The sequence below is a fragment of the Corynebacterium sp. KPL3927 genome (assembly GCF_040225835.1).
Lineage (GTDB): Bacteria > Actinomycetota > Actinomycetes > Mycobacteriales > Mycobacteriaceae > Corynebacterium.
On the sequence record NZ_JBEHGD010000009.1, the window covers coordinates 1 to 14,147 of the forward strand.

The following is a 14,147-nucleotide window of genomic DNA, read 5'->3' on the forward strand; positions in this document are numbered from 1 at the left end:
AACCACCAGCAGAAAAGAAATCGCTGCCTAACCACTAGGTAGCTCCACTACGTGTCCACGATTTGCGGGCAACCCCACAATGGCATTGTTTGTTTGATCCATGTGCCCAGCTTCAGGAGAACCAGGATGGTCTGTTTCGTGGGCATCGCCAATTTTTCGTGCAAAATCTGCGTTAGCCCGGATCGTTGTCAGCGCCTGCCATACACAATGCCTATCAGCGTCCTGAATGTTATCGTTCGTTACTTTGTTTGGAAACGTTTGCGAGGAAATACGTTCCGCGTCCTTGATTGCTGATTTCGCGCGCTTACAATCATAAGGATTGGTCGCGCAGGCTGCCGCTTCATGCCTACCGATGTTGGTTCCATAATTGTCGCCGGAGTCTCGAAGGCCTGTTTTATCCCCTGCAGAGCCGGATTCATTTAAAACTTGCTGTACGATATGGTCTGGAGTCTCAGCCTTCGGATCAATGTGCTCTTTCTCACGCAGTTCAATCGTCGTCTGAGCGATGCGCTCGTAAGAGTCAGTTTCTGCTGGTGTGGCATGTGCTGGCGATGCTGCCAAAGCATTCGCCGTGACGCCAATCGATAGTAGTGCTACTACACCCAAAGCCTTCATAGCCTTCATATTTAGGCCTTTCTCGAATCTTGATGGACTCGGCTAGTGCACCACACCCAAAGCTCCAATATAACCGATAATCATTATTGTTACGGTACCTTTATGTGATCTTATATATCTGTTCACCTTCCACCATCCCGAACTACGGGGCCTGCCCCCGGAAAGTAGACACGTCGGAGGGTCGCTATGCTACTTGGCTCAATGTAGCTGAATTAAGTGCTTCGAAGTCATCGGGGGCTTGAAGGTTACACCAGGAGTGTCGTCTGCGCGTGTTGTAGCGTATGCACCACCGGAAGACTTCTTGGCGGCAGACAATGGGATTGTCAAAGACTTTCCGGTCACGCAGGACTTCACGCTTTAAGGCGGCATTAAAGGATTCTGCCAGGGCATTATCGGCACTTGTACCCACTGCTCCCATGGACTGGCGCACACCAAGATGGGCGCAGTGGTCCCTAAATACCTGTGAGGTATACACACTGCCGTGATCAGAATGGAAAATTGCCCCAGTAAGGCTTCCGCGGACTTTCCTGGCATGGGACAAAGCTTCGATAACCAGCGATACCCGCATGTGATCGGCCAGTGCATGGCCAACGAGTTTGCGCGAGTAGACGTCGATGACCGTAGCTAGGTACATATTCTTGCCGCCCTTACACGGCAGGTAGGTGATGTCGCCTACGTACACGTGGTTCGGCCTGTCAGCGCTGAATTTACGGCCTACTAAATCTGGCATGACGCGGTGGCCAGGCTTGCGCCTGGTGGTGATACACCGACGCCGCTTAGTAAAGCCTTTCAGCCCCATGGATTTCATGATGCGTGCGACCTTCTTGTGATTGATCGGAGGAAAGCCCGTATCGTCGTTGAGGCTTGCAGCGATGCGTTTAGCACCATAAAGCCCGTGCTCATCATCAAAAATGGTCTTAATTCTTGCACCAATAAGAGCATCGGAACACGTCTTTAACCTGCGATTTTCGCGGGTGTTGAGCCATTTGTAGAATGAGGATCGATTGAGCTTTAACACGTGGCACATCCGTGTGAGCCGAGTACTCGGTTCGGTGGTCATAGACAAACTGGAAGCGGATTACCAGCGTGTCTCTTCGGCAAAATATTTCGCGGCCTTGCGCAGGATATCGCGTTCTTCGCGCAGCTTAGAGACTTCTTTTTCTAGCTGGCGGATCCGTTCGGAATCAGTCGTCGCCTGGGCCTTGTCACGCAGGGTCTTCGTGCGGGCGCGTTTGCCGGTGCCGTACTGCTTGATCCAGGAATAAAGTGAGGAACGATTGACTCCAAGCTCTGCTGAAGCCACGTGAAGTGAGAGGTCCTCATTATTTTCGTAGAGGGCCACAGCATCACGTTTGAACTGTTCGGAGTACCTAGGCATGGTGGTAGATTACCTTTCTTCCCAACCCAACCGGGCTGGATATCAGGTGTCTACCAAACAGGGGTCAGGTCCTTTGCTACTTTTTGCCGCAATGGGGTTCCTTTCTAACTTTGGATGTTTTTATCAGTATTGGTTTTGTGAGATTTTTGGGTATTGGCGTTGTCAAATCGTTGTCGCAAAACGTGGCAACATAAATTACTCCCTGGTCAGACCCTTACATTACGTTAGTTGGTGTGAGTTCGAGTCTCACCAGGGGCACATTTTAACCCCGCTTCCTTCCGGATAAATATCCACGGAGGAAGCGGGTTTCGTCATGCCACCTTGTTTATCTTCCTGCTTCGATTCTACGTATATCCTTCCGCGAATTGCATATTTACACAACGCCCGAGAAGCAAGATCGCTGCAAAATAATACCTTCTTACCTCGAGACTTTAAGCAGCAGCCCATCTCATATAAGGTAGATAACCGTTAAAGTAATGAAAGATATGCAGGATTAAGCCACCACGGGCGGTGTTCCATCACGCCGTTCGGTCTTGAGCAACGAGCTTTTTGGCACCCCGAGTGGCTCGTCAACCGCAGTCATGTCTTATACCCAGGTAGATTTTTAATTTATGCAGTATATTTTGAATGCCATTCGTGGCGCCCTCATCGGTATGGCCGAACTGGTTCCCGGCATCTCCGGCGGAACCGTCGCCCTCATCGTGGGGATTTATGAGCGCGCCGTCCGCAATGCAAACGACCTCATCTCCGGCAACTTTAAAAAGGTCGAGTGGTCTTTTCTAGCCTCCGTCGCCGTCGGCATGTTCATCGCCGTCTTCGGCTTTTCCACCCTCCTGTCCAACTTCGTCGACAACAACGTCTCTACCTCCAGCGCCCTCTTTTTAGGCATGGTGGTCGTCTCCATCATCGTTCCGCTTTCCATGTTGTCCAAGGCAGAGCGCACCGCCCCCTCCTCCATCATCGCGTTTATCGTAGCTACCATCGTGATTTTCATCGTCACGGGCTTTACCTCCGAGCCGCAAGATGACCCGAGCCTCATCGTGGTCTTCTTTGCCGCGGCGATTGCTGTATGTGCGCTCATCCTGCCGGGTATTTCCGGCTCGCTTATCTTGCTGACCATGGGGCTATACCAGCCGATCATCGGCGCGGTATCGGACCGCGAGTTGGGCACCATGGGCGTCTTTGCACTCGGTGCCCTGTGCGGCCTTGCCGCATTTATCAAATTGCTCAACTATTTGCTCAGCACCCACCGCGCTCCCACCCTGGCCGCCATGGCGGGCTTCATGCTGGGATCCCTGCGCGCCCTTTGGCCGTGGGGTGCAGACCAGGACGCCTCTTCGGGCGCCATCATCGGATACTTCATCCTCGGTGCCATCATCGTGTCCATCTTCATCTACGTCGACCGCAGGAACGCGCAAGCCATCGAGGAAAGGACGGCGGAATATTAATGCCCTGGGCGATTAATCATCGACCACTAACGGCCGCCGTGGTGGCGTGCGCACTCCCCTTGAGCGCGTGCGTGGTCAACGAGGAGGATTCCACTCCGCAGGGTTGGGAGGAACCAAAAACCACCGAGGTCCCAGAGATCGCCGCGATGTACCACGACGATGACGGCGTGCTCACGGCAGGGACGAACCCGCCCTATGCCCCGTTTCAGCTCAAGGACTCCCACGGCGATCTGCAGGGCGTAGAGCTCGACCTTGCCCGCGCCGTCGCAGGCGTGTTGGGCCTGAAATTCCAGGCCCTGGAGCAAGACTTCTCCATGATCTTGCCGGCGGTACAGTCCGGCCAGATAGACATGGGCGCCTCCGGGTTTACGGATACGGCCGATCGCCGCGATGAATTCGACTTCGTGGACCACCTCTATGCGGGCATCCAGTGGGCAGAGCTTGTCGATGGCCCCAATAGGGTCGATCCCCAAAACCCTTGCGGTCTGACCGTCGCCGTGCAGCGCACCACCGTGTCCGAGACCGACGATGTGCGCCCCAAGCAAGAAGCCTGCGATGGCGATCTCACCGTCTTGTCCTATGACACCGGGGATAATGCCGCGCTCGCCGTCCTTATGGGCCGCGCCGATGCCCTATCCGCAGACTCGCCGGTAACGGCTTGGGCGGTCAATCGTTCCGAGGGAAAGATGCGAGCTGTGGGCGATATGTTCCAGGCCTCCCCTTACGGGTTCGCGGTTCCAAAGGACTCGGACTTGGCCAAAGCCTCAGCCGCTGCCCTCCAGCACCTCATCGATACCGGTGAGTACGCGGAGATCTTGGCCCGCTGGGGAATTGAAGATGGATTAGTAGACCAGGCGATGATTAATGAAAGGCCCATCAATGGTTAACGAGCACAAAGAGGCAGCCGGCCCCACGGCGCAGCAGGAGGCACCAGCCAAGATCGAAGCCCGGCCACTGCGCCACCCCTGGCGGTGGCTCTGCGCAGCCGTGCTACTTATTCTTGGCCTGTGGTTTGTCATTGCCTCCGCGCGCAATGAGGCCTTTGGGTGGGATACGTACTTCCAGTATCTCTTTGATCAGCGCATCGCTATCGCCTCCCTGCACACGATTGCGATCACCATCTTGTCCATGATCATTGGTGTGGTAGGCGGCGCCATCCTCGCAGTGATGCGCATGTCGCCCAACCCTATCCTGCGCGCCATTTCCTGGATCTTTCTGTGGATCTTTCGCGGCACCCCGATTTATGTCCAGCTGGTCTTCTGGGGCTTGCTTTCTGCGATTTACCAGTCCATCAACTTGGGCTTTACAGAGATCTCCCTGCAAAGCGTGTTGACCAATGCCTTCTTCTTGGCTGTCATGGGCTTGGGCCTCAATGAGGCCGCCTATATGGCAGAAATCGTGCGATCGGGCATTTCCTCGGTGCCAGAAGGCCAAAAAGAAGCATCCAAGGCCCTCGGCATGTCTTGGTGGATGACCATGCGGCGCACCGTGTTGCCGCAGGCGATGCGCATTATCATCCCGCCGACAGGCAATGAGTTCATTTCCTTGCTCAAGACCTCGTCACTGGTGGTTGCCATCCCCTATACCCACGAGATCTTCGGCCGCGCTACGGACATTTCCGCAGCCCTCTTCCAGCCCATTCCGCTCTTGATGGTCGCTGCCTCGTGGTACTTGGTCATTACTTCCCTGCTCATGGTGGGCCAGTACTTCCTCGAGCGCCACTTTGAGCGCGGCGCCACCCGCGAGCTCACCGGGCGCCAACTTGCCTCGCTTGCCGATGCCGAAGGTACTATCCCCCGCAACGTCTCCGTAATCCAGGAGGGTAAAAACTAATGACTATTCCCATGATCTCCGCGCAAAATGTGCACAAATCCTTCGGTCAATTCGAGGTGCTCAAGGGCATCGACTTAGAGGTCCAGCCCGGCGAGGTTGCCTGCCTATTGGGCCCATCTGGTTCCGGTAAGTCAACATTCCTGCGCTGCGTTAACCACCTGGATAAGGCCACGGCAGGCCGCCTTTATGTCGATGGTGAACTCATTGGCTACCGCGAAAAGAACGGAATTCTGTACGAAATTAGCGAGAAGCAAGCTGCGCAGCAGCGCTCCGATATCGGCATGGTTTTCCAATCTTTCAACCTCTTCCCCCACCGCACGGTGATTGAAAACATCATTGAAGCACCAATACAGGTCAAGAAGGTGCCGGAGGATAAGGCGCGGAAGCGTGCCATGGAGCTGTTGGACGAGGTGGGACTTGCTTCCAAGGCCGATAACTTCCCGGTTCAGCTGTCCGGGGGCCAGCAGCAGCGCGTTGCCATCGCCCGCGCCGTGGCGATGGAGCCCAAGCTCATGCTTTTCGATGAACCCACCTCCGCCCTCGATCCCGAGCTCGTCGGCGAGGTTCTCCGCGTCATGAAGGATCTCGCCGCCCAGGGTATGACCATGCTCGTGGTCACCCACGAGATGGGCTTTGCGCGCGAGGTCGCCGATAGAATCTTCTTCATGGACGGCGGAGTAGTCCTTGAATCCGGTACCCCGGCTGAAGTGCTCGACAATCCACAGCAGCCGCGCACCAAAGAGTTCTTGTCCTCGCTTCTTTAGGTAAACCTCGTGCGGTGCCAGCCGCGCCCTAGGCACCGTAGGTGACGATACCGCGAATCAGTGCGCTGAGAGCGCCGAGGCTAGCGACCGATAGCGACAGTGCGCGCGCGATATCCCTGGACACCACGTGCGCGATGCGCGATCCCAGCCAGATGCCGATGAACATGCCTGCAACGCCTGCGGGCCAAATGATCCAGGGCAAGCCATCAAATGTCGCGGCACCGAGCGCGGTCTTGGTGATAACGGAAAAGATTCCGCCCACCACAAAAATCGGTTGCAGGGTCGCCGTGTACATGGCTTGCGGCCATTTGGCTGCCTGAGCGTAGACGGTAATGACCGGGCCGGCCACTCCCGCCAGAGTATTGGTAAATCCGCCAAGAATGCCCGCGGAGATGGCGGGTCCCTTGCCTTCCATCGGCGGGATGAATCTACCGCCATAGGTCACTACTGCCAAGGCGATAAGAAGCGCTGCACCCACCACTATCAATAGTCCTGCGGTATCGATCTTGCTAATCAACGCTGCCGCTGCGAGAGAACCGATAATCATCACTGGCGCGATGAGTCCAAACATTCTCCAGCTCACATTGCGGCGGACAGTAACCGTGGTGAGCAGCGCATTGACCGCCGCCAAGACATTGATCACGAGGATGCCTTCTACCGGGCCCATGACCAGCATGAGAATGGGGCCGCCAATAAGGCCAAGCCCCATGCCGGAGACGCGTTGCAGGGTGGATCCCGCGACAACGACGGCAAAAATAATCAGCGCCAATATCATCGGCGGTATTTTTCCTTGACCGCTTGTACTACCGGATCAGGAAGCATGCCGGTGACCTCGCCGCCAAATTGCGCGACCTGTTTGCACAGCGAAGAGCTGATGTAGCCGTACTTTTCATCGGTAAGCAAAAAGACCGTATCGATGCCAGACAAGCGCCGGTTCATCTGCGCCATCGGCAGTTCGTATTCATAGTCCAGGGAAGAACGCAGTCCCTTGACCAAAACGTCAACGCCGTGCTGCGAGGTATAGTCCACGAGCAAGCCGGACCAATAATCCACGTTAATGCGCGAATCCACGCTCTGGCGGATAAGGTCCATGCGCTCGTGCACGCTAAATAATCCGGAAGGCTTTTCTGGGTTGCCAGTAACAAGCACCGTAACCTCATCAAACATCTGGCTGGCGCGTTCAAAAATATTCACGTGGCCAAGAGTGATGGGGTCAAAAGACCCAGGACACACGGCTGTGGTCATAAAATATCGCTTTCTCTAGTTATCTAAGGTGTCATCGGCATCGTCGGTACCGGGACGGGTATAGACTGCCATATCCATGCGCGCGATGCCGAAGGTACGCTTCTTTAATTTCTGCCCCGTCGGTTCAAACCCTTCGGGCCATTCGGTCTCGGGCGACTCGACGTGGCGTTCAATGACCACCATCGCGCTATCTGTAAGCACTGGCTCTATTGCGGCGATAAGCCCTGCGACATCGTCAAACGCATAGGGCGGATCCGCTAAAACCAGATCGAAGTAGCCGCGCGGGGCGCTGGCCAGGTACGTAGATACCTTCCTCTCCTCCACGCGGGCACCAGGATGTTTCACCACGCCTATGTTGTGCTTGATGATGGATACCGCCGCAGGGTTGGATTCCACCAGCACTGCCTCGTCTGCCCCACGGCTTAATGCTTCCAACCCCAAGGCGCCGGATCCAGCGAATAGGTCAAGCACCTTGGAACCCGGGAACCCCCAGCGGGCATTCAACGAGGAAAACAGGCCTTCCCTCGCGCGATCGGCGGTCGGGCGCGTTCCCTCTGCCGGAACTTTAATAGTCCGCCCCCGCGCTTCGCCTGCAATAATCCGCGTCATTTACGTTTCTCCAATCTCCATAATTAAGTCTCCGCCAATAACATCGCTAAAATCTGCCACCGCTATGCGAGTAATCGTCCCCGGGCCTGGGGACACGACGGGCGATTCCAGCTTCGTCGCCTCAACGGTAGCTAGCTCTTGACCAGTGCTGATCTTCTCGCCTACATCGACATGGCAGCGAACGATGCCCGCGAAGGGGGCGTAGATTTTCATACCTATAGCCTATCCCCTCTTAATTTTTCTCCAAGTATTCCTGCTCGCTTTGACTCAAATTCCGCGTCAACTCTTCGGCCAACTGGGGATTGCGCTGGACCATGGCATACGCATCCGCGTGAGTGCGCTCAACGATATCTTGGTCATCGGCAAGGTTGAGCAACCGCAGCGTCCGGTGCGTACCAGATTGCACCGCACCCAGGATATCGCCCTCGTGGCGTTGCCGAAGGTCTAATTCCGCAAGGTCAAACCCAGACGAGGTCTGGGCAATCTGGGTAATGCGCCGATACGAGGCCGAGTTATCCTCCGCTTTCGTATGCATCAGGCAAATGGACGCGTTGCCACCGCGGCCTACGCGCCCGCGCAATTGGTGTAGCTGGGAGACGCCGAAATTCTCCGCCTCGCGGATGAGCATGACCGTGGCGTTGGGAACATCGACGCCCACCTCGATGACCGTGGTGGATACCAAGATATCGATCTCGCCCCGGGCAAATGAGGTCATGACCTCATCCTTATTCGGCATCTTGCCGTGCAAGATATCTACCCTCAGCCCCTTAAACGGGCCAGCAGCAAGCTGTTCCGCCAGTTCAAGCACGCCGCCCTCGCCTTCGATGCGCGGGCAGACGATATAGGCCTGGTGGCCATGCGCCACTTCCTCGCGGATGCGCTCGAGCGCCCGCGCCACCCATATGGGCCGCCACTCCGCCACCACTGCGGATTGAATCGGCTTTCTCCCGCCGGGCAGCTCAGCGAGCGTCGATACCGCGAGATCACCGAAAATCGTCATGGCGATGGTGCGCGGGATGGGGGTTGCCGTCATGACCAAAACGTGGGGGCTTATCCCCTCGCGCGTCTTAGAGCGCAGGCTATCGCGTTGCTCTACGCCAAAGCGGTGCTGCTCATCCACGATCACCAACCCCAAATCGAAGAACTCGACCGATTCTTGAATGATGGCATGCGTGCCGATGACGATATTCGCCTCACCCGAGACGATATCCAGGAGGGCTTGGCGCTTCTCGGCGGTCCGCATGGAGCCGGTTAAGAGCACAACCTTGACACCTTCTGGCACCGACGTACCAATAGAGGCCGCGTGCTGGGAAGCCAAAACCTCGGTGGGAGCAAGCAGCGCCGCCTGGCTCCCAGCATCGACGGCCTGCAGCATGGCGCAGGTGGCGACCATCGTTTTCCCCGAGCCCACCTCGCCCTGCAACAAGCGCATCATGGGTAAGGAACCAGACAGGTCATCATCGATCTCAGTGATGACCCGTCGCTGGCCCCGTGTGAGCTCAAAGGGTAGGTGGGTCAATAACTCTTCGCGGAAGCCGCCCAAAATGGCGGGCATCGTCGGGGCCGTGTGCGCGTGCGCATCGCGCTGGCGCAGCGCCATGACCAGGCCAATGGAGAGCGCCTCGTTGTATTTGAGGCGCTGGATCGCGCGCTGCGGGCCAGCCGCGCCGGGCTCATGGATTTCGCGCACCGCTTGGTCCAGGCTGATAATCATCTGCTGGTCTAAAGGTTCCCGGATGGTTGGGGTATGCGCGAGCACGTAGTGGATGGCCCCCATGAGGTACCACGAGGTGATCTTTGCCGTGGCGGGATAAACTGGGATCCATTCCCGCTCGAGCAATAATTTATCGAGTCGGCCGAATTGGGACAGGTTGCGCAGGGACCCAGTTGCCTTTTGGGGCTTCTTCTTTCCCGCCGCAGGCGCCTGGTAGGCGGCAAGTTCTCCGTCTGGGCGCCCGAAGGCATCGATTTCTACGAAATCCGGTTGTTGTAGCTGGGGCTGCTGGCGGAAATATTTCAATTTTCCACTCATCATCACCCGCTGCCCGCGATGGAGCATGCGCAAGACATACATGGCATTAAAAAACGTGGCGATGATATGGCCATCGAGTTGGACGTTAATGATGGTCGTCTTGCCCGTATCGCGAGTCGTTATTCCCGTTACGGTTCCGGTAACGGTGACGATATCGCCCTCGGCGGCATCGCCAAGCCCCACGTCTTGATTGTGGCGAATGTAGTCGCGCGGGTAGTGCGCTAAGAGTTCCCCGCAGGTCTTATAACCTAGCGCTTTGTTGATCTTCGTGGCGTCTTTTTTATCCAGCACATCGGTCAATGGGCGGTCATCCTGCCAGCCAAGCATCGCTATTCCACCCCAATCTCAGTGGGAATATCCGGTACCTGCAAGGCCACCACGTCGACGCCGAGCTCTGCTGCCAAAGCTTCTTGCGAGATATTAAGCGGACTAATGACCGTGACCTGTTCCCCGCCTGCGGCAAGCAGCTGGCGGCACATCTGCGCGATGGCGGCCTCGGTCTCTTCTGCTGGGTGTGCCACCCGCATCGATTGCGCCGCATCGCACATGGATTCTACGACCGCGGCGGTATCCGCATTATCCGGCTCATAGACGGAGATGGCGGCCAGCCCCGCCGCGAGCGAAGAAATGTCCACGGTATGCTCTGCAGTTGCGTACTCTTCTAGCCCGCTGGATAAAACGATGTCCTCGCCCGCCGCGTGGAAGGTTTCTCCTGGTTCGACCACCGTAACCCCAGCGGACTGTACTAACTCGGCCATAGGGCCGGCGGGCACCGCGGCATAGACTGTGCGCGTCTGACCGGCTTCAGTGTCTCCGCGTGGGGCCGAGGTTTCCGGAAGTGCCTCGAGGCGCAAGTTGCTGACCGATCCTTCAGCAAAGGCGGTTTCGATGACCTTGCCGGCCTGGGTGGAATGGATGTGGATCGAGGCGCTATCGTCGCCTGCCTGCGCGATGACCAAGCTCGTGCCCAAGGGGGCAATCTTCTCTTTCAGTGCCGCGCTATTGCCTTCGAAAAAGAACACAACCTCAAGTTCAGTGACGGTTTCCTGCATGGATTCGGGTGCGTGGCTCGTCGTGCCCTCAATTTCTGCAAGGAGGGCTTCTAAGAGGATGACCAAGCCGGCACCGCCCGCATCCACCACCCCGGCCGCGCGCAGTTCTGGCAGCTGCGAGGGCGTTTCCGCGAGAGCTGTGCGGGCAGAAGAAATCGTCTCTGATACGACGCCGTGAAAACTATAATCGGGTTGCCGAGCGGTGCTCTCCGCCCTTTCTGCGGCACACCGCAATACGGTAATGACCGTTCCTTCCACCGGTTCCGCAATCGCGAGGTCCACGAGCTCAACCGCGTGCATAAGCGAAGCTGCAAAAATGGCGCCATCGATGGTGGAATCCACGGTGGCCTCCGCGACCCCGCGCAGGACCTGCGAGAGCACCATCCCGGAATTTCCCCGCGCCCCGCGCACGGCCCCCATGGCTAGCGCCGCCGCAACGTCGCCGTCGCCCTTTTCCACCTCGGCGACGGCGGCTTCCATGGTGTGCGCCATATTTGAGCCAGTATCTGAATCCGGAACCGGAAAAACATTGAGCGCGTTAATCTCGGCGCGCCGATGGGAAAGCTCGCCTACAGCGCGGTGCGCCCAATTGCGCAATCCGCGAGCGTCCAGCGTGCTGGGGTATGACATGCACAATAGTTTACAAGTCCCACGCTATCTCTCGCGCGCCTTGGTCGCGCAAATGGGCGTTTGCCCGGGAAAATGGGCGGGAGCCAAAGAACCCGCGGCTGGCGGAAAGCGGCGACGGGTGCGGGGAGGTAATGCAGGGCACATCGGGGAGGAAGCGCTCGCAGGTTTGGGCATCGCGGCCCCATAAAAGGGCGACCATCGGCGTGCGGTTGAGGGCGCGGATAGCGGCCTCGGTCACTTCTTCCCAACCAATGCGCCGGTGCGATCCCGCCTGCCCCGGCGCCACGGTCAGCACCCTGTTGAGGAGCAATACCCCCTGGTCGGCCCAGGCGCTCAGATCACCGTCTTCGCGCCCGCGAACGCCCACATCGTCATTAAGCTCGCGATAAATATTAACCAAGGAGCGTGGGGGCTTGACCCCAGGTTTGGTGGAAAAGGCCATCCCCATGGCGTGGCCCGGGGTGGGATAGGGGTCTTGGCCAACGATGAGCACGCGGACATCGTCAAGCGGCATCTGCAATGCCCTGCATACATCTTCTGCCGGGGGCAGGTAATCCTGGCCTTCCAGCGCCTGAGAAATCCGTGGCCACTGGCGCTCCAGCACCGGTGCGAGAACCGGTTCCCACGAGGGATGATAGGTCGGGTGCATATTTAAAATCCTGCCCACCCTTCTGCATAACGGGGACGTGTGCCATCTACTGTAACGCCGCTTCCGCGCGAGACGGTGCCGATTTCCCGGAAACCTGAAGGCGCCTGCTTTGCGGTGGTTCCGATCAGCGTATGGTCCTCGCCGCCGGCAAGGACCCACTGCCACGGATCGCAATCGAGGACGGCGGCCGCGGCGTGCAGGAGCGGATCGGGCTGGATGGCATCGGCATCCAAATCAATGTGCACACCAGAGCGCTCCGCCATGGTTCCGCAGTCTTGGATGAGGCCATCGGAATTATCGGTCATGGCCGTAACCTCGGCGGCGCGGGCGATAACGCCGCGGCCGGGGCTGAGCCAGGGGGCGCATTGGGCATCAATGAGCGGGTACAAATCCGCATGCTCTGCCGGCAGATCGCGGCCAAAGCGCTGCAGCAGGGACAGCCCCGCCGCGGCGTGGCCAATCTCGCCGTGGGCTACGACTTTCTGGCCCGCGCGCGCCGCATCAAGGGTCAACGCTGCCCGGCTGCCGCCCAAAAAGCCTATGGCGGTGATGTTGATGACCAGCAGGTCTGATTTCGTAATATCCCCGCCCACCAGCTCGGCGTTGTAGAAAGAGCAATGCTCGGCGATGCCCTTGGCCACGTCCCTGACAAAACTCACCGGCGTGTCGCTCGGTGCAGCGATGGCTAAAAGGGCCGCCACTGGGCGCGCACCCATGGCTTCGATATCGGCAAAGTTACGCAGGATGGCCTTTTTGCCAATTTCGCGCGGAGTGGACCATTCCCGGAGGAAGTGCCGGCCATCTACCATCAGGTCGGTAGAGGCCACCGTGCGTGAATTAGGTGGTGCCGCGAAAAGCACAGCAGCATCATCACCATTCAAGCTACTGGGAGCGGCCGCGGTAATTTCTCGAATCACCGCCTGCTCCCCCACGTCCGCGAGAGTCTGACTTAAGTTCACCGGCATCCTTTCGATAAAATGAGCCCCTATGACATCCCAATTTAACCGCACCGCGATCTTCATTTCACTTGGGTTGTCCATAGTGATGGTTCTAGCGGTCCTTTTCGGCGCGAAATACGTATTCACAAACACGGCCAAGGCCCCCGTGGCGGTCTCCCCGGTGGATTCCCCGGAGGCCAACTCGCAGGCGTGCACGGACTTTGTGCATGCGCTTCCCGATGAAGCCATGGGTCAACCGCGCGCCGATGTTGCGGAACCCGTTCCCGCCGGCGTTGCCGCCTGGGCCGCCAATTCCCAGGAAAAGGTAACGGCGCGCTGTGGTGTTGCCATGCCCTTCCAGTACACCGATTACTCCACCACGCAAGATATCGATGGTGAGCAGTGGTTCAAGGTCAAGGACGCAACCTCTGGCTCCAACCTTTCTACCTGGTATTCGACCCAACGCTTTCCCGTCGTGGCGGTAACCACCTTTAATGACGAAGAGCCGAAGGACCTCAACGAGGCCGTTTCTACCCTGGAGAATAAGCCAGCGGAGACCCACCCAGCCCCATTGCGCGATCTGAAACCGGCAAAAAATGACCGCTGCGCTGCGGTAGAAAAGGCGCTACCGGATGAGATTGCGGATGGCTACCACCGCCGCGATGTAGACGATAAGGACACCTACGTATGGAGCTCTGAGGGGCACGAGGACATCGTCGCGCGCTGTGGCGTCGCCCAGCCGGAAAATTACGAGGCGGGCGTGCAGCTCCAACAGGTTAACGACATCGCCTGGTTTGAGGACACGACCTTGGCGCAAGGCACTACTGCTGGAACCTGGTTTGCGCTAGGCCGCGAGAATTACCTGGCGTTACATGCCCCGCAGGATTCCGCGCAGGCAGCATTGGTGGCCCTAAGCGATATCACCGCGAAGCACATTCCAGAAAGGTAAAGCCG

At 57.8% G+C, this 14,147-nt stretch carries 14 protein-coding genes and 1 pseudogene; 5 read left to right on the forward strand and 10 right to left on the reverse strand.

From position 1 onward, the window contains the following. Nucleotides 1–27 precede the first annotated feature (27 nt). Together ABRP86_RS06020 and ABRP86_RS06025 are read right to left on the reverse strand one after the other, a co-directional pair. A complete protein-coding gene (locus ABRP86_RS06020) occupies nucleotides 28–624 on the reverse strand; it encodes a DUF6973 domain-containing protein (RefSeq protein WP_349863059.1) in 597 nt (198 codons plus the stop codon). Nucleotides 625–799: 175 nt separating this feature from the next. Further along, a pseudogene (locus tag ABRP86_RS06025) lies at nucleotides 800–1,993 on the reverse strand (IS3 family transposase). Between the two features lie 611 nt (nucleotides 1,994–2,604). Here ABRP86_RS06025 and ABRP86_RS06030 point away from each other — a divergent pair. The 4 genes from ABRP86_RS06030 to ABRP86_RS06045 are packed head-to-tail and all read left to right on the forward strand — an operon-like array spanning nucleotide 2,605 to nucleotide 6,038. Beyond that, nucleotides 2,605–3,441, forward strand: a complete 837-nt coding sequence (locus tag ABRP86_RS06030; RefSeq protein ID WP_284771576.1) for a DUF368 domain-containing protein — start codon at nucleotides 2,605–2,607, stop codon at nucleotides 3,439–3,441. Continuing rightward, complete coding sequence (locus ABRP86_RS06035) at nucleotides 3,441–4,328, forward strand: ABC transporter substrate-binding protein (protein WP_349863061.1); 888 nt, start codon at nucleotides 3,441–3,443, stop codon at nucleotides 4,326–4,328. The genes ABRP86_RS06030 and ABRP86_RS06035 overlap by 1 nt, the downstream gene beginning before the upstream one ends. Beyond that, entirely contained in the window at nucleotides 4,321–5,274 is a 954-nt protein-coding gene (locus ABRP86_RS06040; RefSeq protein WP_349863177.1) for an amino acid ABC transporter permease, read from the forward strand. The genes ABRP86_RS06035 and ABRP86_RS06040 overlap by 8 nt, the downstream gene beginning before the upstream one ends. After that, nucleotides 5,274–6,038, forward strand: coding sequence for an amino acid ABC transporter ATP-binding protein (locus tag ABRP86_RS06045; RefSeq protein WP_349863062.1), 765 nt, complete (start codon nucleotides 5,274–5,276; stop codon nucleotides 6,036–6,038). The genes ABRP86_RS06040 and ABRP86_RS06045 overlap by 1 nt, the downstream gene beginning before the upstream one ends. A gap of 28 nt (nucleotides 6,039–6,066) precedes the next feature. Here the strand turns inward: ABRP86_RS06045 and ABRP86_RS06050 are convergent, their stop codons facing one another. The 8 genes from ABRP86_RS06050 to ABRP86_RS06085 are packed head-to-tail and all read right to left on the reverse strand — an operon-like array spanning nucleotide 6,067 to nucleotide 13,295. Then, entirely contained in the window at nucleotides 6,067–6,813 is a 747-nt protein-coding gene (locus ABRP86_RS06050) for a TSUP family transporter (RefSeq protein ID WP_349863064.1), read from the reverse strand. Further along, nucleotides 6,810–7,283: a pantetheine-phosphate adenylyltransferase gene (coaD, locus tag ABRP86_RS06055; protein ID WP_005280301.1), complete on the reverse strand. Its 474-nt coding sequence runs from the start codon at nucleotides 7,281–7,283 to the stop codon at nucleotides 6,810–6,812. The genes ABRP86_RS06050 and coaD overlap by 4 nt, the downstream gene beginning before the upstream one ends. 15 nt (nucleotides 7,284–7,298) lie before the next feature. After that, the gene (rsmD, locus tag ABRP86_RS06060) at nucleotides 7,299–7,892 is read right to left on the reverse strand and encodes a 16S rRNA (guanine(966)-N(2))-methyltransferase RsmD (RefSeq protein ID WP_349863066.1); all 594 of its coding nucleotides are present in this window, start codon (nucleotides 7,890–7,892) and stop codon (nucleotides 7,299–7,301) included. Continuing rightward, on the reverse strand, nucleotides 7,893–8,105 hold the full coding sequence (locus tag ABRP86_RS06065; protein ID WP_349863067.1) for an acyl-CoA carboxylase biotin carboxyl carrier protein subunit: 213 nt from the start codon (nucleotides 8,103–8,105) through the stop codon (nucleotides 7,893–7,895). It abuts the gene before it with no gap. A 19-nt stretch (nucleotides 8,106–8,124) separates the two neighbouring features. Continuing rightward, nucleotides 8,125–10,251 carry an ATP-dependent DNA helicase RecG gene (locus tag ABRP86_RS06070; protein ID WP_349863069.1) on the reverse strand — a complete coding sequence of 709 codons (2,127 nt, stop codon included), beginning with the start codon at nucleotides 10,249–10,251 and terminating at the stop codon, nucleotides 8,125–8,127. Between the two features lie 2 nt (nucleotides 10,252–10,253). Further along, on the reverse strand, nucleotides 10,254–11,606 hold the full coding sequence (locus tag ABRP86_RS06075) for a DAK2 domain-containing protein (protein ID WP_349863071.1): 1,353 nt from the start codon (nucleotides 11,604–11,606) through the stop codon (nucleotides 10,254–10,256). A gap of 10 nt (nucleotides 11,607–11,616) precedes the next feature. Continuing rightward, complete coding sequence (locus ABRP86_RS06080; protein WP_349863072.1) at nucleotides 11,617–12,255, reverse strand: uracil-DNA glycosylase; 639 nt, start codon at nucleotides 12,253–12,255, stop codon at nucleotides 11,617–11,619. Nucleotides 12,256–12,257: 2 nt separating this feature from the next. After that, nucleotides 12,258–13,295, reverse strand: coding sequence for a thiamine-phosphate kinase (locus ABRP86_RS06085; RefSeq protein ID WP_349863074.1), 1,038 nt, complete (start codon nucleotides 13,293–13,295; stop codon nucleotides 12,258–12,260). On the opposite strand from ABRP86_RS06085, the gene ABRP86_RS06090 reads away from it, so the two are divergent. Further along, nucleotides 13,243–14,142 carry a DUF3515 domain-containing protein gene (locus ABRP86_RS06090; protein ID WP_349863076.1) on the forward strand — a complete coding sequence of 300 codons (900 nt, stop codon included), beginning with the start codon at nucleotides 13,243–13,245 and terminating at the stop codon, nucleotides 14,140–14,142. The genes ABRP86_RS06085 and ABRP86_RS06090 overlap by 53 nt on opposite strands. Nucleotides 14,143–14,147 lie beyond the last annotated feature (5 nt).